The sequence below is a fragment of the Cypionkella sp. PAMC25878 genome (genome assembly GCF_058135695.1).
The window spans coordinates 599,602-621,848 of record NZ_CM176871.1; the positions used below are offsets into that span (position 1 = coordinate 599,602).

At 61.8% G+C, this 22,247-nt stretch carries 19 protein-coding genes, 1 pseudogene and 1 other annotated feature; of the genes and pseudogenes, 8 read left to right on the forward strand and 12 right to left on the reverse strand.

Features of this window, described 5'->3' with window-relative positions; translation table 11 throughout:
* Positions 1-5: 5 nt before the first annotated feature.
* Together hrcA and ACS5RD_RS02805 are read left to right on the forward strand one after the other, a co-directional pair.
* Positions 6-1,076, forward strand: coding sequence for a heat-inducible transcriptional repressor HrcA (gene hrcA / locus ACS5RD_RS02800; protein ID WP_489929895.1), 1,071 nt, complete (start codon positions 6-8; stop codon positions 1,074-1,076).
* Between the two features lie 39 nt (positions 1,077-1,115).
* Positions 1,116-1,649 carry a nucleotide exchange factor GrpE gene (locus tag ACS5RD_RS02805; RefSeq protein WP_054006735.1) on the forward strand — a complete coding sequence of 178 codons (534 nt, stop codon included), beginning with the start codon at positions 1,116-1,118 and terminating at the stop codon, positions 1,647-1,649.
* Between the two features lie 70 nt (positions 1,650-1,719).
* Here the strand turns inward: ACS5RD_RS02805 and mutS are convergent, their stop codons facing one another.
* Positions 1,720-4,365: a DNA mismatch repair protein MutS gene (gene mutS, locus ACS5RD_RS02810; RefSeq protein WP_489929896.1), complete on the reverse strand. Its 2,646-nt coding sequence runs from the start codon at positions 4,363-4,365 to the stop codon at positions 1,720-1,722.
* Positions 4,366-4,479: 114 nt separating this feature from the next.
* Here mutS and ACS5RD_RS02815 point away from each other — a divergent pair.
* A pseudogene (locus ACS5RD_RS02815) lies at positions 4,480-6,735 on the forward strand (NADP-dependent malic enzyme).
* Here ACS5RD_RS02815 and ACS5RD_RS02820 read toward each other — a convergent pair.
* From ACS5RD_RS02820 to ACS5RD_RS02830, 3 genes are read right to left on the reverse strand one after another with little or no spacing between them, the layout of a single operon-like run.
* Positions 6,732-7,142, reverse strand: a complete 411-nt coding sequence (locus ACS5RD_RS02820; RefSeq protein ID WP_489929897.1) for an NUDIX hydrolase — start codon at positions 7,140-7,142, stop codon at positions 6,732-6,734. The pseudogene ACS5RD_RS02815 and the gene ACS5RD_RS02820 overlap by 4 nt on opposite strands.
* 9 nt (positions 7,143-7,151) lie before the next feature.
* Positions 7,152-7,418 carry an NfeD family protein gene (locus ACS5RD_RS02825; RefSeq protein ID WP_054006731.1) on the reverse strand — a complete coding sequence of 89 codons (267 nt, stop codon included), beginning with the start codon at positions 7,416-7,418 and terminating at the stop codon, positions 7,152-7,154.
* Complete coding sequence (locus ACS5RD_RS02830) at positions 7,419-8,300, reverse strand: SPFH domain-containing protein (RefSeq protein WP_054006845.1); 882 nt, start codon at positions 8,298-8,300, stop codon at positions 7,419-7,421.
* Between the two features lie 166 nt (positions 8,301-8,466).
* On the opposite strand from ACS5RD_RS02830, the gene ACS5RD_RS02835 reads away from it, so the two are divergent.
* Together ACS5RD_RS02835 and gndA are read left to right on the forward strand one after the other, a co-directional pair.
* Positions 8,467-9,360: an SMP-30/gluconolactonase/LRE family protein gene (locus tag ACS5RD_RS02835; RefSeq protein ID WP_489929898.1), complete on the forward strand. Its 894-nt coding sequence runs from the start codon at positions 8,467-8,469 to the stop codon at positions 9,358-9,360.
* Positions 9,357-10,766: an NADP-dependent phosphogluconate dehydrogenase gene (gndA, locus tag ACS5RD_RS02840; protein WP_489929899.1), complete on the forward strand. Its 1,410-nt coding sequence runs from the start codon at positions 9,357-9,359 to the stop codon at positions 10,764-10,766. Before ACS5RD_RS02835 ends, gndA begins: the two co-directional genes overlap by 4 nt.
* Here gndA and ACS5RD_RS02845 read toward each other — a convergent pair.
* The 5 genes from ACS5RD_RS02845 to choX all read right to left on the reverse strand — a co-directional run bounded on the left by ACS5RD_RS02845 (position 10,763) and on the right by choX (position 15,162).
* Positions 10,763-11,707, reverse strand: a complete 945-nt coding sequence (locus ACS5RD_RS02845; protein ID WP_489929900.1) for a 5-oxoprolinase subunit C family protein — start codon at positions 11,705-11,707, stop codon at positions 10,763-10,765. The two genes, gndA and ACS5RD_RS02845, sit on opposite strands and share 4 nt — an antisense overlap.
* Entirely contained in the window at positions 11,704-12,390 is a 687-nt protein-coding gene (locus ACS5RD_RS02850) for a 5-oxoprolinase subunit B family protein (RefSeq protein WP_489929901.1), read from the reverse strand. Before ACS5RD_RS02850 ends, ACS5RD_RS02845 begins: the two co-directional genes overlap by 4 nt.
* Positions 12,391-12,393: 3 nt before the next feature.
* The gene (locus ACS5RD_RS02855; protein ID WP_489929902.1) at positions 12,394-13,149 is read right to left on the reverse strand and encodes a LamB/YcsF family protein; all 756 of its coding nucleotides are present in this window, start codon (positions 13,147-13,149) and stop codon (positions 12,394-12,396) included.
* Between the two features lie 63 nt (positions 13,150-13,212).
* On the reverse strand, positions 13,213-14,232 hold the full coding sequence (locus ACS5RD_RS02860; RefSeq protein WP_489929903.1) for an alcohol dehydrogenase catalytic domain-containing protein: 1,020 nt from the start codon (positions 14,230-14,232) through the stop codon (positions 13,213-13,215).
* Positions 14,233-15,162, reverse strand: coding sequence for a choline ABC transporter substrate-binding protein (gene choX / locus ACS5RD_RS02865; RefSeq protein WP_489929904.1), 930 nt, complete (start codon positions 15,160-15,162; stop codon positions 14,233-14,235).
* Positions 15,163-15,265: 103 nt separating this feature from the next.
* Between choX and betI the strand changes: the two genes are divergently transcribed.
* Positions 15,266-15,877, forward strand: coding sequence for a transcriptional regulator BetI (betI, locus tag ACS5RD_RS02870; protein ID WP_489929905.1), 612 nt, complete (start codon positions 15,266-15,268; stop codon positions 15,875-15,877).
* Here the strand turns inward: betI and ACS5RD_RS02875 are convergent.
* Entirely contained in the window at positions 15,874-17,307 is a 1,434-nt protein-coding gene (locus ACS5RD_RS02875; RefSeq protein ID WP_489929906.1) for a SulP family inorganic anion transporter, read from the reverse strand. The two genes, betI and ACS5RD_RS02875, sit on opposite strands and share 4 nt — an antisense overlap.
* Before the next feature lie 23 nt (positions 17,308-17,330).
* Positions 17,331-17,386, reverse strand: a sequence feature (sul1 is cis-regulatory element that is thought to sense ions involved in sulfur or methionine metabolism; They are found in Alphaproteobacteria).
* A 177-nt stretch (positions 17,387-17,563) separates the two neighbouring features.
* Here ACS5RD_RS02875 and ACS5RD_RS02880 point away from each other — a divergent pair.
* Together ACS5RD_RS02880 and radC are read left to right on the forward strand one after the other, a co-directional pair.
* A complete protein-coding gene (locus ACS5RD_RS02880) occupies positions 17,564-18,787 on the forward strand; it encodes a lytic murein transglycosylase (RefSeq protein ID WP_489929907.1) in 1,224 nt (407 codons plus the stop codon).
* Positions 18,788-18,833: 46 nt separating this feature from the next.
* Complete coding sequence (gene radC / locus ACS5RD_RS02885; protein ID WP_489929908.1) at positions 18,834-19,598, forward strand: RadC family protein; 765 nt, start codon at positions 18,834-18,836, stop codon at positions 19,596-19,598.
* Here the strand turns inward: radC and ACS5RD_RS02890 are convergent.
* Both ACS5RD_RS02890 and ACS5RD_RS02895 read right to left on the reverse strand, forming a co-directional pair.
* Entirely contained in the window at positions 19,576-21,102 is a 1,527-nt protein-coding gene (locus tag ACS5RD_RS02890) for an OmpA family protein (protein WP_489929909.1), read from the reverse strand. The two genes, radC and ACS5RD_RS02890, sit on opposite strands and share 23 nt — an antisense overlap.
* A 33-nt stretch (positions 21,103-21,135) precedes the next feature.
* Positions 21,136-22,206: a hypothetical protein gene (locus ACS5RD_RS02895; protein ID WP_489929910.1), complete on the reverse strand. Its 1,071-nt coding sequence runs from the start codon at positions 22,204-22,206 to the stop codon at positions 21,136-21,138.
* Positions 22,207-22,247 lie beyond the last annotated feature (41 nt).

The following is a 22,247-nucleotide window of genomic DNA, read 5'->3' on the forward strand; positions in this document are numbered from 1 at the left end:
GCAACATGACCGACGGCAGCAAGATCCTCACCGAGATGAACGAGCGCTCGCGCGAGGTGTTCCGCCGCGTCGTCGAAGGCTACTTGGCCTCAGGCGATCCGGTCGGCTCACGCACCCTGACGCGCAGCATGACAGAGCGGCTGTCTGCCGCAACCATCCGCAACGTCATGCAGGATCTTGAATTTCTCGGTCTGCTCGACAGCCCGCATATTTCGGCAGGCCGCATCCCGACCCAACTTGGCCTGCGGATGTTCGTCGATGGCCTGCTGGAAGTCGGCACGCTGGCTGCCGAAGACCGCCAGCTGATTGACACCGCCTCCGCCAGCAACGAGCCGGATATCACCAGCCTGCTCGACCATATCGGCGGCACACTGTCGGGTATCACCAAGGGCGCGTCCGTCGTGCTTGCGCCCAAAGCCGAGGCGCCGATCCGCCATATCGAATTTGTCAGCCTTGCCGCCGAACGCGCCCTGGTGGTGCTGGTCTTCGCCAACGGCCATGTCGAAAACCGCGTCTTCACCCCGCCGCCCGGCCAAACCCCGTCGTCAATGCGTGAGGCCGCGAATTTCCTCAACGCGTTGGCCGAGGGCAAAACCCTCTCGGAACTCCGCCGCAGCATTGGCCAAGATATCGCCAAACGCCGACAGGAGATTGATTCGCTCGCCCGTGCCTTGGTGGAGAGCGGCATTGCGCTTTGGGACAATTCGGATGAGCATTCCGAGCGCCTGATCGTGCGGGGCCGCTCCAACCTGATCGAGAATTCAGCCGAATCCCAAGATATCGACCGCGTCCGTGTGCTGTTCGATGACCTTGAACGCAAGCGGGATATCGCCGATTTCCTCGAACTGGCCGAAACTGGCGAAGGTGTGCGCATTTTTATTGGCTCCGAGAACAAACTCTTTTCACTTTCGGGTTCCTCTCTGGTGGTCTCTCCCTATATGAACGCTGATCGCAAGATCATTGGCGCGGTGGGCGTGATTGGACCGACCCGGCTGAACTATGGCCGGATTGTTCCAATCGTCGATTACACTGCCCAACTGGTCGGCAGGCTTTTGTCCGAACGCGGTTCGGGCTAAGGCATGGCCAAAGACGGAACGAATGTAAGGAAGACGAAAATGGCGCAGGAAAACACCGCCCCAGAGGCTGACGATCTGGCGGGGCTCGAAGATTATGTCGCAGCCGAAGAACTCGACGCCCTGCGCGCCGAGCGTGACGACATGCGCGACCGCTTCATGCGCGCGCTGGCCGATGCCGAAAACGCCCGCAAGCGCGGCGAGCGCGATCGCCGCGAGGCCGAGCAATACGGCGGCTCGAAACTCGCCCGCGACATGTTGGCGGTTTACGACAACCTCAAGCGCGCGCTGGACGCTGCAACCGAGGAAACCCGCGCGCAGGCCGGAGCTTTGATTGAGGGGCTGGAACTAACCCTGCGCGAACTGACCAATGTGCTGAAAAAGCACGGTGTGGATGAAGTTAACCCCGCAATCGGCGACACCTTCGATCCGCAGCAGCATCAGGCGATGTTCGAAGCGCCGCTGCCAGGCACCAAAGCTGGCCAGATCATCCAGGTCATGGGCGTCGGCTTCATGCTGCATGACCGCCTTCTGCGTCCGGCACAGGTCGGTGTGTCCTCGAATACCCAAGGTTAAGTTCCTTGACGGCTCCCGGAGGGTTTCACACCCTCCGTTCCTCCCTTGGAGCATTTTGCCAAGACCAAGCTCAAGGTTTCAGCATTTCCTTTAGATCGTAGACCAAACGCAGCGCCTGCATGGGCGTCAACTCGTCCGGCAGCACGCTTTTCAGCGTTGCTTCCAGCCGAGACTCCTTCACAATGGCTTTCGGTGCAGGCGCGGGCATCGCCCGGAACAGCGGCAGATCATCAATCAACGCCTTTTGCCGCGAACCGCCCTCGCGCTCTCCGGATTCCAGCGCCTCCAGCACCACCTTTGCCCGTTCGATCACAGTGGCAGGCAGCCCTGCCAACCGTGCCACCTGCACGCCGTAAGAGCGATCCGCCGCACCTTTCTTGACCTCGTGCAGGAAAATTACCTCGCCGTCCCATTCCTTGACGGTGACAGTGGCATTCTCCACCCCCGCCAACTTTCCGGAAAGCGCGGTCATCTCATGATAATGCGTGGCGAACAGCGCGCGGCAGCGGTTGGTTTCGTGCAGATGCTCCATCGTCGCCCAAGCGATCGACAGCCCGTCATAGGTTGCCGTGCCGCGCCCGATCTCATCCAAAATAACCAAAGCCCGATCATCGGCTTGGTTCAAAATCGCGGCGGTTTCGACCATCTCGACCATGAAGGTGGATCGTCCGCGCGCCAAATCATCCGAAGCCCCCACCCGGCTGAACAACTGGCTGACCAGCCCAATATGCGCCGCAGTCGCAGGCACAAAGCTGCCCGCCTGCGCCAGCAGCGCAATCAACGCGTTCTGCCGCAGAAAGGTCGATTTACCCGCCATGTTCGGCCCGGTCAAAAGCCAGATCGCCGGCGTTGTGGCTTCCGTCAAAGCGCAGTCATTGGCGACAAATGCCCCGCCGCCCTGCCTGCGCAGCGCGCGTTCTACCACCGGATGCCGCCCACCGGTCACGATGAAGGCGTGACTGTTATCGACGCGCGGCTCCGCCCAGTTTTCCGCCGCCGCCAAATCCGCAAAAGCGCCGCTTAAATCAATCTCGGCCAACCCGCGCGCGGCGGCTCCAATCGGGCCAGATTGATCCAAAATTGCGGCTCTAAGCGCCTCATAGTGCCGCTTTTCGATCTCCAAGGCGCGATTGCCCGCGTTGAGGATCTTGGTCTCAATTTCATTCAATGGCAGAGTGGTGAATCGCACCTGATTGGCAGTGGTTTGGCGGTGGATGAAGGTTTCTGACAGCGGAGCCGCATGCATTTTTTCCGCGTGCAGGGCAGTGGTTTCAATAAAATACCCCAGCACGTTGTTGTGCTTGATCTTCAGGCTTTGCACGCCAGACAGCGCGATATATTCCGCCTGCATCTGCGCGATCACGCCGCGCCCCTCGTCGCGCAGACGGCGCGTCTCATCCAGATCGGGGTCAAACCCAGCCGCGATATAGCCGCCATCGCGCGCCATCAATGGCGGTTCGGCGATCAGCGCTTCATCCAGCAGGTCGATCAGCGCGCCATGCCCCACCAATACTTTCGCCGCATCAGCCAGCAGCGGCGGTACATCCACAAGGCGCGCAGCGATGCTTTCGGCTTGCGTCAGCCCGGCTCGAATCGCGGCTAAATCCCGTGGCCCACCACGCTCCAATGCCAACCGCGACAACGCGCGGTCGATATCCGGCACACGGCGCAGATCGACGCGGAGGTCTTCGCGTAAACGGCTCTGTTCTAGCAGAAATCGCACCGATTCCAGCCGCAGGTGAATCACGCCCAGATCACGCGAGGGGCTGGAAATCCGACGCTCCAACAGCCGCGCGCCTGCTGCGGTGGCGGTGCGATCCACAGCGGCCAGCAGCGACCCCTCGCGCCCACCCGACAAGGCTTGGCTGATTTCCAAGTTGCGTCGGGTTGAAGCGTCAATCTGCATCGCGCCATTGGCATTTTCGCGCAGGGGCGGGCGCAGCAGGGGCAGTTTGCCGCGTTGTGTCAGGTCGAGGTAATCGACCAGCGCGCCTATTGCTGACACTTCAGCCCGTCCGAACGCGCCGAACGCGTCGAGGGATCCGACGTTCCACAGCTTGCACAACCGCTGTTCCGAGCTGGTGGAATCGAAACTGCCGCGTGATAGGGCGGTGAGCGCTGCCCCCGTTTCAGTCACGATCAAAGCCAAATCACGCTCTCTGGTCTCGGACACCAGCACCTCACGCGGTGCCAGTCGCGCCAGTTCCGGCCCAAGCCGCACTTCGGAACAGGGCATCACCCGCACTTCGCCGGTAGAAATATCTACCCATGCCAGAGCGCTTTCCTCGCGGACTTCGGCGAAGGCCACCAGATAATTGTGCCGCCGGGCCTCCAGCAGCGAATCTTCGGTCAAGGTGCCGGGCGTCACCAACCGCACCACATCGCGCTTCACCACGGATTTCGCGCCGCGCTTTTTTGCTTCGGCGGGGTCTTCCATCTGTTCGGCAATCGCCACCCGAAAGCCCTTGCGGATCAGCGTCAGCAGATAGCCCTCGGCGGCATGATAGGGCACACCACACAAAGCAATCGGCTTGCCATTGTGAAAGCCGCGCTGCGTCAAGGTGATGTCCAAAGCCTCGGCCGCGGCCACAGCATCCTCGAAAAACATCTCGTAGAAATCGCCCAGACGGTAGAACAGCAAAGCGCCGGGGTTCTGCGCTTTAATTTCCAGATATTGCGCCATCATCGGCGTTACGGTGTCGTCGCTCACATTCATCCCCCTGATCGCCTGTCACCCTACAAAACCGGGGGGACGACGGAAAGGCTCTATGCGTGCAAGCCTCGCGCCGTTATCACCGTCAGACTTGCAGACAAGCAGGATGGCCCCCTGATGACCAGAATGAAAATCACGCCGGAAGAGGCGCTTGCTTACCATTTAGAGCCGCGACCGGGGAAATATGAGGTGATCGCCTCAACCCCGATGGCGACGCAGCGCGATCTGTCGCTGGCGTATTCGCCCGGTGTGGCGGTGCCGGTGCAGGCGATCGCCGACAATCCGGCAGCGGCGTATGACTATACCGTCAAGGGCAATATGGTGGCGGTGATCTCGAATGGTACAGCCATTCTGGGCATGGGCAATCTGGGCGCTTTGGCGTCAAAGCCGGTGATGGAAGGCAAGGCGGTGCTGTTCAAGCGCTTTGCCGATGTGAACGCCATCGACATTGAGCTGGATACCGAAGACCCCGAGGAGATCATCAAGGCGGTCAGCCTGATGGGCCCGACCTTTGGCGGCATCAATCTTGAGGATATCAAGGCACCCGAGTGCTTTATCATCGAGCAAAGGTTGAAAGAAATCATGGACATCCCGGTGTTCCATGATGATCAGCACGGCACGGCGGTGATCTGCGTGGCGGGGCTGATCAATGCGCTGGAAATCAGCGGCAAGAAGATCGGCGAGGTGCGCATCGTGCTGAATGGCGCAGGCGCGGCGGGGATTGCTTGTCTGGAACTGATGAAGGCGATGGGGGCCAAGCACGATAACTGCATCATGTGCGACACCAAGGGCGTGATCTATCAGGGCCGCACCGAGGGCATGAACCAGTGGAAATCCGCCCATGCCGCGCGCACCGATCTGCGCACTCTGGACGAGGCGATGGTGGGGGCGGATGTGTTTCTTGGCGTTTCGGCCAAGGGGGCGGTGACGCAAGCGATGGTTGCCAGCATGGCCGACAATCCGGTGATCTTCGCGATGGCGAATCCGGACCCGGAAATCACCCCGGAAGAAGCCCATGCAGTGCGCGCCGATGCGATTGTGGCCACGGGGCGCAGCGATTATCCCAATCAGGTCAATAACGTACTGGGCTTCCCCTATCTGTTCCGCGGCGCTTTGGATATTCACGCCCGCGCCATCAACGATGAGATGAAGATCGCCTGCGCCCGCGCTTTGGCGGCTTTGGCGCGCGAAGATGTGCCGGATGAGGTGGCGATGGCCTACGGGCGCAAGCTGTCGTTTGGCCGTGATTATATCATCCCGACGCCGTTTGATCCTCGGCTGATCTATGTGATCCCGCCTGCGGTCGCCAAAGCCGGGATGGATACTGGCGTGGCGCGTCGCCCGATCATTGATATGAGGGCTTATGAGCACAGCCTGAAGGCGCGGATGGACCCGACGGCGTCGATCCTGCAAGGTATCCATGCCCGCGCCAAGCAAGCACAGGCGCGGATGATCTTTGCCGAGGGCGATGATCCGCGTGTCTTGCGCGCCGCCGTCGCCTATCAGCGCGCCGGTTTGGGCAAGGCTTTGGTGGTAGGCCGCGAGGCCGATGTGAAGGAAAAGCTGGAAGCGGCGGGGCTTGGCGATGCGGTGCGTGAGTTGAAAATCGTCAACGCCGCCAATTCCCGAAATCTCGAAGCCTATAAGGATTTTCTATATACCCGCTCGCAGCGCGAAGGCTTTGACCGTCATGATGTGCATCGTCTCGCCAGCCGGGATCGGCATGTGTTCTCGGCGCTAATGCTGCAACACGGTCATGGCGATGCGCTGATCACTGGCGTCACGCGCAAATCGGCGCATGTGCTTTCGTTGATCAACCATGTGTTTGACGCCAAAGCCTCGGATGGCGCGGTGGGGGTGACAGCTTTGCTGCACTAGGGCCGGATAGTGCTGATCGCCGATACCTTGGTGCATGAATGGCCGGATGAGGTCGATCTGGCCAATATCGCGGTGAAGGCCGCCGGGGTGGCGCGCAACCTGGGGCTAGAGCCTCGGGTGGCGTTTGTCAGTTTTTCGACCTTCGGCTATCCGGTGTCGGAGCGCGCCACCAAAATGCACGCGGCCCCCAAGGTGTTGGATAAGATGGGCGTGGATTTTGAGTATGAGGGCGAGATGACGGTGGATGTCGCGCTGAACGCTGAGGTGATGGCGCAGTATCCATTCTGTCGCCTGTCAGGCCCGGCGAATATTCTGGTGGTGCCAGCGCGGCACTCGGCTTCGATCTCGGTCAAGCTGATGCAGGAAATGGCGGGGGCGACGGTGATCGGGCCGATTCTGACCGGGGTGAAGAAGCCTATTCAGATTTGCTCCACCAACTCGACGGTGAACGATATTCTGAACATGGCGGTGATGGCGGCGTGTAAGGTTGGCTAAAGATCGATCAGCGCCACGGTGACGCGGCGCTGCAATTCCGGGATGGCGCGGGGGTGGGCAAGGTAGTCGGCCACGGGCATCATCCGCCAATACTGGCCCTCGTCGCCAAAGCGGATGGCGGCAATTTCGGCGGCGGTGATCCTGCCCGCGAAGAATACCGAAAGCCGGGTCGCGTCCATCATGCTGGGCCAAACCTTGCGCCAGATCAGCCGATCTGGTGGCAGAACTAGCCCAAACTCCTCGCGCAACTCGCGCAAAAGGCAGGCTTCGGGCGTCTCATCGCCCTCGCGCCCGCCACCGGGAAGATCCCACATCGCGGCCCAAGGCAGGCCGGGTTTGTCGTCGCGCAGATAGGTCAGCAAGGCGTCGCCGCACAGCAGCGCCACCTTGCAGCCAACAAAATCCATCAGCGCGCGTCAGTTGTCATTGATGTCTTTGTCCCACAGCTTGACCTGACCCTTTTTCACCCCAACCGTGGCGCGCAGGCCGATCCACGACGCCAGCGACAGCAGGGCAAAGATCAGCAGCGTCAGCGGTAAGCTCACCGACAGACCGATGCCCAGGAACACTCCCGTCAGCACCGCGCCCAGCGCAAAGCCAAGGAAGATGAAGCCGGGCAGCAGCACCTCGGCCACACCCAAGGCAAAGCCACCAGCGATCCAGACCCACCATACTGTCCACATTTATACACGCCCTTTCAACATCTTGAACGCATCGCCAAAGGCATCCAAGGCCTGCGCTGGCACGATGATCATCTGCTTGCCAGCGCCTTGCCCCACGGTGGTCAAAGCCTCGACCTGCTTCAATGCCACCTGATATTGAGCGGCCTCAATGCCGTTTTCCTTGATCGCGCCTGCGATCACTTCGGTCGCGTAGGCTTCGGCATCTGCCAAAACGCGGCGGGCCTTGGCACCTTGTTCGGCGGCGTAAAGTTCCGCATCGGCGTTCAACTCCACCGCGCGCTTTTTGCCCTCGGCTTCGGTCACTTGCGCCCGACGCGCGCGTTCGGCGTTCAACTGCTGCATCATGGCGTGGCGGGTGGCTTCATCCAGCGACACATCAAGGATCTCGGCGCGGGTCACTTCGATGCCCCAATCTTCCACCATTGCACGCACATGCTCGCGGATATTCGCGGTCAACTCGTTGCGGTTGGATTGCACCTGATCCAGTTCCATCTTGCCGATTTCCGAACGCACGATGCCCGCAACCGTGGTCGCAATCGCGCTATCGACATCCTTGATCCGGTAGACGGTTTTTTCCGGCGCGATCACCCGGTAGAATACCGAGGTTTCGACCTTGACCAGCACGTTGTCGGTGGTGATGGCGTCTTGATGTGCTGTGGGCAACTGACGCTCCAGGATCGAAACCTTATGCGCGACGCGATCCAGAAACGGCACGGTAAAGTTGATGCCTGGCCCGAGAACCGAGCGCAGGCGACCCAAACGTTCAACCACATACTTATCGCTTTGCGGCACGATCCGCACCGCCTTGAACAAGGCCACGATGATAAACAGCGCGATGGCGGCAAACACCGCACCGCTGCCGAGGAACTGGTCGAAGTTCATGAAAATCTCCTGTGTCAAATCAAATGGCGGCTGTGGAGCCTGCACCAAGGTGCCCCTTTTTGCTGCGCTTCGCAACGGGCGGCTATTTTTGCGGTATGCGGCGGGATACCTTTCGGTTTGACCTTGCGCTATGTTATCGCTCACATTGCGCGGGGGAGGCGGCTTCATGTCATGCTTTGAAATCCTAGACCCAGCCTTTGGCCGCTTTGTGCTGGGCAATGCGGCTCTGAAACAACTGGCGACCGGGTTTGATTGGGTCGAAGGCCCGGTGTGGTTTGGCGATGCTGGCTGTTTGCTGTTTTCCGATATCCCGAATGATAAAATCCTGCGCTATACGCCGGGAGTGGGGATTTCGACGTATCGTGCGCCGTCGAACTATTCCAACGGCCATACGCGCGACCGTCAGGGGCGGCTGGTGTCCTGCGAACACGGCACCCGCCGGGTGACGCGCACCGAATTGGATGGCAGCATCACGGTGATTGCCGACAGTTATCAAGGCAAGTCCTTGAATTCGCCAAATGATGTGGTGGTGAAATCCGATGGTTCGATCTGGTTCACCGATCCGCATTACGGCATCGGCTCGAATTACGAAGGCTTTGCGGCAGAACAGGAATTGCCCTGCAACGTCTATCGCATCGACCCGGATGGAACGATAGAAGCCGTGCTGACCGATTTCAACTGCCCGAATGGTCTGGCGTTCAGCCCGGATGAGTCGCTGTTGTACGTCGCCGATACGGGCCAGATGTATCAGGACGATCCGACGCACATTCGCCGCTTTTCCATGGAGTCGGGGCGGCCGAAAAGCCGTGGCATCTTCCACACCATCGCGCCCGGCAAGGCCGACGGTATCCGCTGCGACATGGATGGTAATCTGTGGTCCTCGGCGGGCGATGGCGTGCATTGCATCGCACCTGACGGCCACTTGATGGGCAAGATCCTTGTGCCTGAGAAAGTCTCGAATATTTGCTTTGGCGGGCGAGCCAAGCACCAGCTTTATATCACCGCCACCACCAGCCTATATGCCATCACCTTGAACCGCGTCGGAGCACAAACACCATGACCCAATCGCAAATCGGCCTGATCGGCCTTGGCACCATGGGCGCGATGCTCGCGCTGAACATCGCAGAAAAAGGCTTTCCGATTGCGGTGTGGAACCGCACCGTTGCGGTGACGCATGGCTTTAAGGCTGAGGCGGGGGCGCTGGCGGATAAGATCACGCCGTGTGAGACTTTGGCCGATCTGGTGGCCGCGATTGCGCCGCCGCGCGCGATCATTCTGATGGTCCCGGCGGGGCAGGCGGTGGATGATATGATTGCGGCGTTGCGCCCCCTGATGGCGGCGGATGATCTGATCATTGATGCGGGCAACGCCTTGTTCCACGACACCGATCGCCGCTCGGCTGAGGCGGCGGTGCAGGGACCGCATTTCATGGGCATCGGTGTGTCGGGTGGCGAGGAAGGTGCGCGGCATGGTCCGGCGATCATGGGCGGCGGGCTGCGGTCGGATTGGGACCGCGTGGCCCCGGTGCTTAACGCGATTGCGGCGAAATATAAGGGCGCGCCCTGCGCCGATTATATGGGGCCAGCCGGGGCGGGGCATTTCGTCAAAGCGGTGCATAATGGCATTGAATATGCCGATATGCAGATGATCGCCGAGGTTTATGGCGTGATGCGCGATGGGCTGGGGATGGCTGCGGCAGAGATTGCCGAGACGTTCAAGGCCTGGAACCAAGGGCCGCTGCAATCCTATCTGATCGAGATTTCGGGCGAAGTTGCTGCGGCGACCGACACGCATTCGGGCAAACCGATGTTGGATATGATCCTCGACCGCGCTGGGCAAAAAGGCACCGGGCGCTGGACGGTGATTGAGGCGCAGCATCTCGCGGCGACCATTCCCGCGATTGAAGCGGCGGTGATGGCGCGGAATTTGTCGTCGCGGTTGGAGGAACGGCTGGCGGGCGAAGCGGTGTTTGGCGCGGCGCCGCAAGCGGGTGCTGGTGTGACTTTGGCGCAGTTGGAACAGGCAATGATTGCTGGGAAAATCCTGTGCTATGCGCAGGGCTTTGCGCTGATCTCGGCGGCGTCTAAGGCGTTTGATTGGCCGATGCCCTTGCCGGAAATCGCGCGGGTGTGGCGGGAGGGCTGTATCATCCGCTCGTCGATGCTGAACGATATGGCGACGGCGTTGACCGAGGATACGGCGCGCAATCTGATGCTGGCGCCGTTCTTTGCCGATCATCTGAAGGCAACGCATGGGGCATTGCGGCAGGTGATTGCGGCGGGGGCGCTCAGCGGTCTGCCGCTGCCCGCTTTGGCCTCGGGCCTTGCGTGGTTTGACATGATGCGCACCGGGCGCTCGACCGCCAATATGATCCAAGCCCAGCGCGATTTCTTTGGCGCGCATGGATTTGAGCGGGTGGATGGCATCGCCGACAAACACGGGCCTTGGGCCGGTCACGGCATCTAAGCCCGACGGAGCCGATCCTGAAACGCGGCAAAGCGAAGGGCGTTTTGTCGCGTGATGGCGATGGCTTGCGCGGGGGTGATGGCTTGAAACATCACCGCATCGCGCGGGCGGCATTGCACGAACGCATTGAGATCATCGGCCAGAACCGTGGCGATCTTCGGATAGCCTCCGGTGGTTTGGTGATCTGACAGCAGCACGGTTGCGGCGCCATCACCCGAGACTTGGACAGAACCGCGCAGGATCGGCTCGGACGGGATCGAAAGCGCCGCGGCGGGGATCAGGGCCGGGCCGCGCAGCCGTAGGCCCATGCGGTCAAAAGCGTCGGTCGTCTCGAACCGCGCAGAAGTGAAAGTGGTTAGGGTTTCGGCGTCAAAGAAGCGCTCCTGTGGGCCAAGTGTGCAGCGCAACAAATGACGGGGGCGTGCCCAGACGGGGCAGGGGACCGGGCCTTCGCGGTCGGGGTGGGTTTCTGGGTCCGTGATGGTCAGAGTTTGGCCGGTGGTCAGCTTGCCACCCCCGAACCCGGAGGAACCATGCGTGGCGTGGCTGCCCAGCCATGCCTTGGCTTGCAGCTTGCCCGCAACGGCAAGGTAGCTCCAACCGCCCCAAGGGCCGGGGCGGATGGTCAGGGTTTCGCCCGCGCGCAGGGTCAGCACGTTCCAGGCACCCAGCTTGCGCGCCTTAGTTTCAGCGATGAACCCGCCACCGACAAGCGCGAGAGTCACGTCTCCGGTCAGGCAATGCAGGCTGAGGCCACCGAGCGAGATTTCGATGCCGGGGTGATTGGCTGGGTTGCCCAAAGCCGCATTGGCGAGGGCGAAGCTTTGGCGATCCATTGGGCCAGAGGCGGGGACGCCGTAGCGCATCAGGCCTGGGCGGCCTGCGTCTTGGATGCTGACATGCGGGCCAGCGAAAGTGATGCGAAGGGTGGCTTCGGTCATTGAGCCGCCTCGTATTCCGCCCGGCTGATACGGCGGAATCGCACTTTATCGCCAACGTCGAACAGGAAGGGGCGGGCGGGGTCATGGGTCAGGATCGCGGTGGGCGAGCGGCCAATGATCCACCATCCGGTCGGCATCAGCAGCGTGGTCACCAAGCATTGCGCCCCCGCGATGATCACCGATCCCGCCGGGATATTGCGCAGCGGCGCGGGCTTGCGGTCCAGTCGGATCGCTTCCGGCACACCCCCGAGATAGGCGTAGCCGGGGGCAAAGCCATACATGAACACCGCGTAATCGCCAGACAGATGCGCGTCTATCACCGCCTCGGGCGAAAGGCCGGTTTGCTGGGCGACGGCTATCAGATCGGGGGCGAGGTCGGCATCGTAGCAGATCAGAACCTCGCGCTGCGTCGGTTGCGGGCGCGCGGTGGTTTTGGCGGTGAGCAGGCCGCGCAGATGGGCGATGGCGGTGGAGTGATCGGTGGTCAGGGCGTCAAACTCGACCAGCAGATTGACGAAGGCGGGGATGGATTCGCGAAAACCGGGGAACGGCTGTGCCGCAAGCGCCTGATCAAGGCGCAAGACGGCATCATGGGCGGCGTGCTCGAGTACCGTGCCAAACTCCACCAGCACCGCGCGTTCGGCGATGGGGCGGAAGATGGGGGCGTTTGGGCTGGGTTGCATGGCTTACAGGAAAGCGGCGATGGTGACGCCAGCCGCGCCGAGACGGCTGCGGATTTGCCGCGCCATCTCGACCGCGCCGGGGCTGTCGCCGTGGACGCAGATGGATTGCGCGGCGAGGAGAATCGGGTCGCCACCGACCACGGGCATCAGGCCGGACTCAAGGAACGAGAGCAGGCGGGCGACCGCAGCTTCCGGGTCGTGAATCATCGCGCCGGGTTTTGAGCGCGGCACAAGTCGGCCATTGGTCAGATAGCCACGGTCGGCAAAAATCTCGGAGAACACGCGGATACCGGCGGCGCGGGCGGCATGTTCCAACTCGGTGCCGGAAATCGCCAGCAGCGCGAGATCGGGCGATATCGCTTTGACGGCGGCGGCAATCGCATCGGAAACGGCGCGATCATCGGCGGCCAGATTGGCCAGCGCGCCGTGCGGTTTGACATAGGCCACCTGCGTTCCCGCCAATGCGGCCATCGCCTGCAAGCTGCCGATCTGCGCCGCCACCATCCGCCCCACCTCTGCCGGGGTCATCGGGATCACCCGGCGGCCAAAGCCAAGCGGATCGTTATAGCCCGGATGCGCCCCCACGATGACGCCGTTCTGGGCCGCCAATCGCAGCGTCTGATACATCGTTTCGGGATCGCTGGCGTGACCGCCGCAGGCGATATTGGCGCTGGTCACAAGCGTCAGCATTGCGGCATCGTCGCCCATCGCCCAAGGGCCGTAGCCCTCACCAAGATCAGAGTTCAGGTCGATGCGCATCCTGTCGCCCTCATTGCCATTGCGCGGGCAGCATAGCAATGAAACCGCCCGCTCTCCAAGCGCTTAGCCTTGGAAAGCGATGCTATAGCGCATCTTGGCCCGACCCTCGGCCAAAGCGTGCAAGGCGTCCGAGGCGTCTTGCAGCCGGATCACCTCAACCGGGCTTTCCAGCGGGGTCGCCTCATGCAACCGCATCAGCGCCGCCATCTGCGCGCGAGTGCCCACGCTGGTGCCGGTCAGGGTGATGCCGGTCCATGTCAGCCATTCTTGGCTCAGCGGCACGGGCTCGGCCACCATCGCCGCCGCGATGATCCGCCCCAAGGGCCGCGTCGCTGCCTGCATCGCGGGCCAAGTGCGGGGGGTGGGGGCGAAGTTGATCGTGGCATGGGCGCGCAGGGCGCTGGGCCAAGTGTCGGGCAGGGTGGCGGTGGCAAGTTCGGTGGCATGCGCGCCCATCCGCCGCGCCATGTCCAGCTTGGCGGGATCGGTATCAACGGCCACCACTGTCGCCCCTCGCCTCGCTGCCAGTTGCACCGCGAACAGGCCAAGACCGCCACAGCCAAAGATCGCGCAAGTCTCGCCCTGCGCCAGCTTTGCCCGCTCAATCGCGCCATAAGCCGTCAAGCCCGCGCACATCAGCGGGGCCAAGGCAGGGCCATCCCCCGACGGAACCTTCACCGCAAACGCCGCCTTCGCCACCACATATTCCGCAAACGTCCCCGGCACGTTGAAGCCATGCGCGCGCTGGGCAGCGCAGAAACTTTCCTCGCCCGCCAAGCACAGATTGCAAACGCCACAGGTGTCATGCAGCCAAGCCGCGCCGGCGCGCTCGCCCAGAACCCAACCCTCAACCCCCGCGCCGAGGGCCGCGACGGCGCCGACGCCCTCATGCCCAAGGATGAACGGATCGGGGGCAACTGGGGCTTGGGTGTCACCCTTCCAGATATGCACATCGGAATGGCACACCCCGCTCGCCTCCAGCCGGATCAGGATTTCGCCGGGGCCGGGGGTGGGCATAGGCACCTCAACCAGCCGCAAGGGCTGGCCAAAACCGTTCATCACGGCAGCACGCATCAGAGCCATTTACAGACCCAGAGCGGCCTTCACCGCAGGCAGGGCGGGCTGGCCGTCAAAGGTGGTGACATCTTTCAACCAAGCCTGAACCATATCGGGGTGCTTGGCCATCATCGCACTGGCGGCGACCGGAAACTCCATCCCATCGCCCATCACCATCTGCATCCCGGCGTTTTCATAATCAATGTTGAACGCAAGCTGGCTGAAGAACTTGGTCACATTCGGGCAGGTTTGCGCATAGCCCTTGCGCGCAATGGTAAAGACCGACGCACCGCCGAAATTCGGGCCAAATTCCGCATCGCCATCCGCCAGATAATCCATCTGATAGACCACATTCATCGGATGCGGCTGCCAGCCCAAGAAAACGATCCAGTCCTTGCGCGCGACAGACCGCTCCACCTCGGCCAGCATCCCGGCCTCGCTGCTTTCCACGATGGTCCAGTCGCCCAGACCATGCGTATTGGCCGCGACCATATCCAACAGCGGCTGGTTCGATCCCGGCTCGATCGCGTAAATCTTCTTGTCGAACTGCTCGGCATGAGCGGCCAGATCGTTGAAACTATGCACACCCGCGTCAGCCACATACTTCGGCACGGCCAAAGTGTATTTCGCACCCTCAAGGTTCATCCCCAGCCGCTCGACCGAACCATCGTCGAAGAACTGCGCGTATTGCACGTCTTGGAAAGGCCGCCAGTTGCCCTGAAACACGTCAATATCGCCGCGCTGCATCGACACGAAGGTCACATCAAGGCTGAGCAGGTTCTGCGTCACCTCATAGCCCAACGCCTTCAACACGGTTTCCGCTGTCGCATTGGTCAGCCCAATGTCGGTCCAGCCCAGATCGGACATTCGCACCGCTTTACAGGCCTCGGACTCGCCCGCTTGCGCGGCCCCCGCTGCCATCGCCGTCATCAACAAGCCTGCCAGAACCTTGCGCATGGTCATCCCCCCGTTTGCTGTTCCAAGCCTGCGCGCGCGAAATTTATACGTCAATATAAATTTTTGTATGTGCGTTCAATTTTTTGATCTGCTACAAAAACCCATGACCAAAATCGCCTTCCGCACCCGTATCGAAGACCTCCGCCGCCGCGAACTCATTCAGGCCGCGCATCGCGTGTTCATGCAGCATGGCTTGGGCGGTATGACCACCAAGCGGATTTGCGAGGAAGCCGGGATGTCGCCCGGTATCCTGTCCTACTATTTCAAAGGCAAAGAAGACGTGCTGTTCGCGATGGTGCGGCTGAACAATCGGCTGCTGATGGAGGCGGTGGCGACAGGGCTTGCGCAGGCCACAACCCGCTGGGGTAGGCTGGAGGCGATCATCGCGGGCAACTTCCCCGAAGGTTTGTTCGAGACGAACATCGCCAACGCCTGGCTGTCGGTCTGCGCGGCGTCGGCCACCAACCAACGCTATGCCCGTCTGCAACGGATTTTCTACGCGCGGCTGCAATCCAACCTCGCCTCGGTGTTCCGCGACGTGCTGCCAGATGCGCGCTTCAAGCAGATCGCGCTTGCGCTGGGCACGATGATCGACGGCCTCTGGCTGCGTCGTGCAACAGGAGAGGTGCTGTCGCCGCAGGACTCCACCACTTTGGTGCTTTCGGTCGCAGTGGCGCTGCTGACCGAGGCCGAACGCGCGCAGCTTGCTGCCTAAAGCGGCAGCGGCTTGCTCCAGACCTTCGCCAGTAGATGATCTGACGCGCCAGTCACCGTGACCGCCAGCCCATGCCGCGCAAAACGCTCCCGCACTTTCTCCACCGCATCCAAGGCCGTGATGTCCCAGATGTTGGCGCGGCTCAGATCAATGCTGACCGGACCTTCATGCTCCAGCGGATCAAACGCGTCGATGAACGCGGCAGCAGAGGCGAAAAACAACTGCCCCTCTACGGTATAATGATCGCCCTGCCGCGTCACATGCTGCATCCGTGCGACCTTCGCGGCGAAGAACACCCCGCTCATCAGCACACCCACCAGAACGCCAAGCGATAGATTGTGGCTGGCGATCGTCACCGCCACCGTGGCCAGCATCACCAGATTTGACAGGCCGGGATTTTGGCGTAGCCGCCGCAGTGATCCCCAATCCAGCGTATCAATCGACACCATAATCATGATCGCCACCAGCACGGCCACTGGAACCTGCGACACTAACCCTTTCAGCGACACCATCAGCAGCAGCAAAATCCCGCCCGCCGCCAGAGTCGAAAGCCGCCCGCGCCCGCCGTATTTCACATTCGACACGGTTTGCCCGATCATCCCACAGCCAGCGATACCGCCAAACAGGCTTGCCGCCACATTCGCCAGCCCCAGCCCGCGCGCCTCACGGTCTTTGTTCGAGGGCGTGCCGGTCTGATCATCCACCACGCCCGCCGTCATCAGCGATTCCAGAAGGCCGACCATCGCAATGGCCAAAGCGGGCATGAAGATGATGCGCAACAGGTCAAGGTCAAACGGCACATCCGGCAGGGCGAACACCGGCAAGCCCGAAGGCAACTTGCCCAGATCGGCCACCGTCGGCACATCAATCTGCAGCGCTGAGCACAACGCCGTCAGTACCACCACGCAAATCAGCGGCGCAGGGATCGCCGTTGTCAGCTTGGGTGCCAGATAAATAATCGCCAGCCCCGCCGCTATCACTCCATATCCCATCATCCCCGCATTCAGAATATGCGGCAGCTGCGCCGCAAAGATCAGGATCGCCAGCGCATTGACAAACCCGGTGCGGACCGAGTTTGAAACGTAGCGCATCAGCGAACTCAGCCGCGCAAACCCGAACAAGATCTGAAACGCGCCGCCCCGCAGCCCTGCCGCAAACAGATACTGCACGCCATGTGTTTGGACCAAGGGGGCCACGACCAGCGCAACCGACCCTGCCGCCGCTGAAATCATCGCCGGACGCCCACCGAAAAACGCGATGACAATGCTGATCACGAAAGACGCATAAAGCCCCACCGCAGGATCAACCCCGGCGGTAAACGAAAACGCAATCACCTCGGGGATCAGCGCAAAGGTGGCGACGGCCCCCGCAAGAAGCTCGCGGACAGGATTCTGCTGCCACTGGCGCAGGTAGTGCGGCACGATGTTCATGAATGTAACGACGCGATGTGATGCGTGGTCCGGCGGATAGGCGGCCGGAATAGCCACCCGGATTTACACCGGGTCCAAGTGAGTGCGCCGTTGATACGGCCTGCGCCGCGAAAAGCCAACCTGTGAGCTGTGGTGGCAAGACGATTTGCGCGCCCTTCCAATTCCGGGCCTGCCGTTAAGCGGAAATACCCGCATCGGTTTGCCCTTTGCCGCAAATCCACTAAGCTGGCGGCAAAACAAAACGGTGGAGGTTTTCATGCAGGTGTCTCGGCGCAATTTCTCATTCGGCATCGCAGCACTTGGGCTGTCGGCCTGCGTCGGTGGCGGCTCCGCCTCCCGCCCCTCTGCGCCCGCAACCATGCCGATGGTCCCCGACGCGGGCTTTGACGTCTGGGTACAAGCCTTCCGCCCGCGTGCTTTGTCGAAGGGCATCTCGGACAGTACCTTCAGTTCGGCCTTCCGCGCCTCGGGCTTTATCCCCGGCGTGATCGAGAAAGACCGCAACCAGACCGAATTCACCCGCACGACAGAGGACTATCTGGCGATTGCCGCCAGCGATGAACGCCTGACCATGGGCCGCCAGATGCTGGCGCAGCAAATGGGCACCCTGCGCGCGATCGAGGCGCGTTTTGGGGTAGAGCCGCATGTTGTTGCCGCCTTCTGGGGCCTTGAAAGCTTTTTCGGCACACGGCGCGGCAATGTTCCGGTGATCTCGGCCTTGGCGACCTTGGCCTATGAAGGCCGCCGCGCGGCGTTCTTTGAACAGCAGTTGGTGGCGGCGCTGAAGATTCTGCAAAACGGCGATACCTCGGTACAGAACATGACCGGCAGTTGGGCGGGGGCAATGGGCCACACCCAGTTCATCCCGACCAGCTATCAAGCCTTCGCGGTGGATTTCAACGGTGATGGCCGCCGCGATATCTGGAGCGATGATCCAACCGATGCCCTCGCCTCGACCGCCGCCTATCTGTCCAAAAACGGCTGGACGCATGGTCAGCCGTGGGGCCAAGAGGTGACACTGCCCAGCGGCTTCAACACCGGGCTGGCAGGGCGCGGCAAGGGTCGCTCCGATTGGGCCGATCTGGGAGTGCGGGCGGTGAATGGTGGTTTGGGCGGACATGGTGCGGCGTCTTTGCTGCTGCCCGGTGGCCCCAGCGGCCCGGCCTTCCTGCTCTATCAAAACTTCAACGTCATCCTGCGCTACAACAACGCCGAGAATTACGCGCTGGGCGTCGGCTATCTGTCGGATCGCCTGAACGGCGCAGGGGCGTTGCGTGCGGCGTTTGGACCGGATGCGCAGGGTATGACGCTGCAAGATCGGCAGGCCTTGCAGCGCAAACTGACCGCCGCAGGCTACGACACCCAAGGTTCGGATGGCGTGATCGGTGCAAAAACCATCGCGGCGATCAGCGATTTCCAACGCGCGCGGGGTTTGCCGGTGACAGGCCAGCCCAGCATGGACCTGCTGCGGATGCTTTAAGGCGCGTTAACGATTCCTTCACCACTGTCATGGCAGCCTAGCCGCCATGAGCAAACCCCGCGCCTTTCATGAAGCCGCCTTGCCTCTGTTCGCCGCTGATGGCGATGAGGCCGTGGGTCAGGCTTTGCCGGATAGGTTGCCGTCCTACATTGCTGACCACCGCAAACGCCTGCGCACCCGGTTTATGGAGGGCGGTGCCACGGCGATCCCCGATTATGAACTGCTCGAACTGCTGCTGTTCCGCGCCATTCCCCGGCAGGATGTGAAACCGCTCGCCCGCGCCTTGCTGGATGAATTCGGCGACTTTAATCGCGTCGTCACCGCCGTTCCCGCCCGCCTGATGATGGTAAAAGGCGTCGGTGAAGCCGTGGTGCAAGAACTGAAGATCGTCGAGGCCGCCGCCCAGAGGATGATGCGGGCGCGGGTGATGAACAGGCCCCTGCTATCTAGTTGGGATGCCCTGCTGGATTATTGCCACACCGCAATGGCACACCGCGAAACCGAACAATTCCGCATCCTGTTTCTGGACCGCAAAAACGTGCTGATTGCCGATGAAGAACAGGCCAAAGGCACCGTTGATCACGTTCCGGTCTACCCGCGCGAGGTGGTCAAGCGGGGCTTAGAACTCAATGCTTCGGCGCTGATCCTCGTGCATAATCACCCCTCTGGCGACCCTACCCCTTCGCAAGCTGACATCACCATGACCCTGCAAGTGCAAGAGGCAGCACTGGTGTTGGGCATCACCCTGCACGACCATCTCATCATCGGCAAAAGCCGCGAACTTAGTTTTAGGGCGGCGGGGTATCTGTAGCATCCGGCGTGAACGACGGTTTCAGCCAAACCTCAACCCGGCGATTCAGGCGACGCCCCGCAGCGGTTTCATCACAGGCCATTGGCAGCGCCTCGCCAAACGCCTCGACCCGAGGAAAAGCGGCTGCGGGCACCGCAGCGGCCTGTTTCAGCGCCGCGAGAATACCATCGGCGCGATCTTGCGACAGATCAAGATTGGCCTTCGCCGCCCCCGAGCCATCCGAAAACCCGGCCAAGATCAGAGCCTTGTCGCGAAACACCCCCGCCTCAATCAACCGTGCAAGATCGGCCAGATTGTCTTGGCTCGCGGCATCCAGCGCCGAGGTGCCGTCCTGAAACCGGAAGGTCAGCGACAAGCGGTCGGCACCGTCCATCAGATCGACCAGCCGTTTCAGATCGGCCAAGGTGGTTTCCTCGCCCGCGCCTTGAATCGCGTTGATCAGCCGCAATCCGTCCGCCGTCATCGGCTGGCTTTCCGGGCCGCGATCAATATAGCCGCCACTGGCAATCGCCGCCTGGGCTGTCGGAAGCGCCAGAAAATCCAGAAACTCCCGCGCCATCAGCGGCAGGCGACGACGGGGGGTCAGCAAAAACACTGGCAAGGTCAGCGGATAATCCCCGGCCTTCACCGCCAACCCACTGGGCAAAAGTGGAAAGCCGCAACTGTCCGACAACGGCAGCGCCCGCGCCGCGCCCACCGAGGCGCGCCCGGTCAGCGCGATGGCCCAAGGGTCTTTGGCGACCGCATCAGCCAGCGTGCGCAGATCGGCATGGGTGACGCGCGCCGCCGGATCGCGCCCCAACCGCGCCGACAAGGCCCGTTGCAGATCGCTGTCAGCCGCCAGCCCATGCAGCACCAACGGCATATCCGGGCCACCAACCTCGGACCAATTCTTCACCTCGCCCGCCAAAACCTTCGCCAAGTCAATCGTCGAAATCCCCGGCAGCGGATTGTCCGGCGCCACAATCGGCACCAGTGCATCCAGCGCCATCGCCTTGGAGCCCAGATCAGGCTCCACCGCCGAGGCCACCATCAACTCGGCCCGCCCGGCTTTCAGCTCAGCCCGTGCTTGGTCGGGCGGCAGCGGGCGGAAGGAAATCTCGGCCAGAACCTTGGCAGTTGCGGGATCGGTCAGCACCGCAGGTCCATCCGCTGTGACGGGGGCGCTATAGACCAGCCCGCGCGACTGCGCGAAAGCGGCGATCAGCGGCGCCAGCAGCGCCGCGCCTGCATCCGCCTCACCCACCAGCCGGATCACCGCTTTCGGCGCAGTCAGATCAGGGCAGGCCGGACCATCGCAGATCACGCCCGAGGCATCCAATGTCAGCGGGCCATAAGCGCTTTCAATACGGAAAAACTCACCGTCATAGCCTTGCAAGGTGCCCGCAATGCTCAGCGCCCCATCGCGTGAGGTCAGCGTGACATCCTGCGCCACAGCCACCGTGGGCAACACCGAACACGGCAAAAGCGCGGCGATGATCGCCGCGCGCCAGTAACCCATCATAAATCGCCCTGCCTGACCCTGAGTCTGTGACTCTTAGTTTGAGGAGGCGATAGTCATGTCCGGGACAAGATTTTTCAACACCAGATAATCACCCACCGCATCACAATCGGGCATCGCAAGCGACATATCACTCACCTTGACCGTGCCCGGGGCGGTTTGCAGCGTCTGGCCCAGCATTTCGCGGCCACAGGTGGCTTCGGTGACAGCAGCTTCCACCACGATCTCGGGCTTGATCTGGCTGTCTTTGGGATAGGTGTAGACCTGCGCCAGCATCGGCAGATCGGTACTGGCATCGCCCAACAGGGTCAGGAAACCACCCTTGGCGGGCGCGCCCGCGATTGGCTGATGCGGGGTGACTTGCGAGACATCACCCGGCCCGCCGAAATCAGAGCCATCCTCGAAACCGTGCAGTTGGAAGGCATCATCTTGCTGCCATTGCACTGCAAAACGGCGCAACCCAGCCAGTTCCGGCACGGCAACCGAAGCTGCGACCGTGGTATTGTCCTTGAACATCACCTCAACCTGAGCGTCTTGCAGCAGCGCGGGCAGATCGGTGAACAAAGCCCCGGTCAGTGTGGTTTTCGCGGTGACGGTCAGGCCCGCATGTTTCAGCACCACACGCTCATCAGCGTGACAAGGGGCGACCAGCGTCACCGCGATCAGCGCGTTGTCAGCATTGGAAAGTTCCAGCGAGACCGGGCAGGCATCGGCGAGTTCGGGTTTTGCGGTGATTTCGAGCTTCGGCGCTGGAACGGTTGCTGAGATGGGCGCTGCGGGTGTTTTGGGCACAACCGGAGCAGCTTTAGCGACAGGTTCGGGCGTCGCCACAGGGGCGGTCGTGCTGGCCATAACCGGAGCTTTTGCCTTCGGCGGTTCGGCTTGCGTATTTGCGGGGGCTTCCAGCGCCACCATCGGGGCAGGCTTGTCGCCAACCTCGGTCGCTGCGACGCGCTCGATGGCTTTGGGTTTCTTGGTCGTCTGGTTCTCTGCCGCATGCGGCGGCGGAGCTTTGCCCGACATGCTTTGCACCAGCTGCCCGGCCCCCAATGCAATCGCGATCACGGCGACGCCACGGGCCAGTCTGCGCTTCATATCCACCGCCATCGGTTCCTCCATCGAATCCGTTTGCGCGCTTTTGGCCCTCA

Bases quoted from the DNA above. Each gene is read 5' to 3' on its own strand.
- ACS5RD_RS02820 (WP_489929897.1), bottom strand. From the start codon at position 7,142: ATGGATTTTGTTGGCTGCAAGGTGGCGCTGCTGTGCGGCGACGCCTTG.
- ACS5RD_RS02860 (WP_489929903.1), bottom strand. From the start codon at position 14,232: ATGGCTCTGATGCGTGCTGCCGTGATGAACGGTTTTGGCCAGCCCTTG.
- ACS5RD_RS02855 (WP_489929902.1), bottom strand. From the start codon at position 13,149: ATGCGCATCGACCTGAACTCTGATCTTGGTGAGGGCTACGGCCCTTGG.
- ACS5RD_RS02845 (WP_489929900.1), bottom strand. From the start codon at position 11,707: ATGACCGAAGCCACCCTTCGCATCACTTTCGCTGGCCCGCATGTCAGC.
- ACS5RD_RS02895 (WP_489929910.1), bottom strand. From the start codon at position 22,206: ATGGCGGTGGATATGAAGCGCAGACTGGCCCGTGGCGTCGCCGTGATC.
- ACS5RD_RS02890 (WP_489929909.1), bottom strand. From the start codon at position 21,102: ATGATGGGTTACTGGCGCGCGGCGATCATCGCCGCGCTTTTGCCGTGT.
- choX (WP_489929904.1), bottom strand. From the start codon at position 15,162: ATGCGCAAGGTTCTGGCAGGCTTGTTGATGACGGCGATGGCAGCGGGG.
- ACS5RD_RS02825 (WP_054006731.1), bottom strand. From the start codon at position 7,418: ATGTGGACAGTATGGTGGGTCTGGATCGCTGGTGGCTTTGCCTTGGGT.
- ACS5RD_RS02830 (WP_054006845.1), bottom strand. From the start codon at position 8,300: ATGAACTTCGACCAGTTCCTCGGCAGCGGTGCGGTGTTTGCCGCCATC.
- ACS5RD_RS02805 (WP_054006735.1), top strand. From the start codon at position 1,116: ATGGCGCAGGAAAACACCGCCCCAGAGGCTGACGATCTGGCGGGGCTC.
- mutS (WP_489929896.1), bottom strand. From the start codon at position 4,365: ATGAATGTGAGCGACGACACCGTAACGCCGATGATGGCGCAATATCTG.
- betI (WP_489929905.1), top strand. From the start codon at position 15,266: ATGACCAAAATCGCCTTCCGCACCCGTATCGAAGACCTCCGCCGCCGC.
- radC (WP_489929908.1), top strand. From the start codon at position 18,834: ATGAGCAAACCCCGCGCCTTTCATGAAGCCGCCTTGCCTCTGTTCGCC.
- ACS5RD_RS02850 (WP_489929901.1), bottom strand. From the start codon at position 12,390: ATGCAACCCAGCCCAAACGCCCCCATCTTCCGCCCCATCGCCGAACGC.
- ACS5RD_RS02835 (WP_489929898.1), top strand. From the start codon at position 8,467: ATGTCATGCTTTGAAATCCTAGACCCAGCCTTTGGCCGCTTTGTGCTG.
- hrcA (WP_489929895.1), top strand. From the start codon at position 6: ATGACCGACGGCAGCAAGATCCTCACCGAGATGAACGAGCGCTCGCGC.
- gndA (WP_489929899.1), top strand. From the start codon at position 9,357: ATGACCCAATCGCAAATCGGCCTGATCGGCCTTGGCACCATGGGCGCG.
- ACS5RD_RS02875 (WP_489929906.1), bottom strand. From the start codon at position 17,307: ATGAACATCGTGCCGCACTACCTGCGCCAGTGGCAGCAGAATCCTGTC.
- ACS5RD_RS02880 (WP_489929907.1), top strand. From the start codon at position 17,564: ATGCAGGTGTCTCGGCGCAATTTCTCATTCGGCATCGCAGCACTTGGG.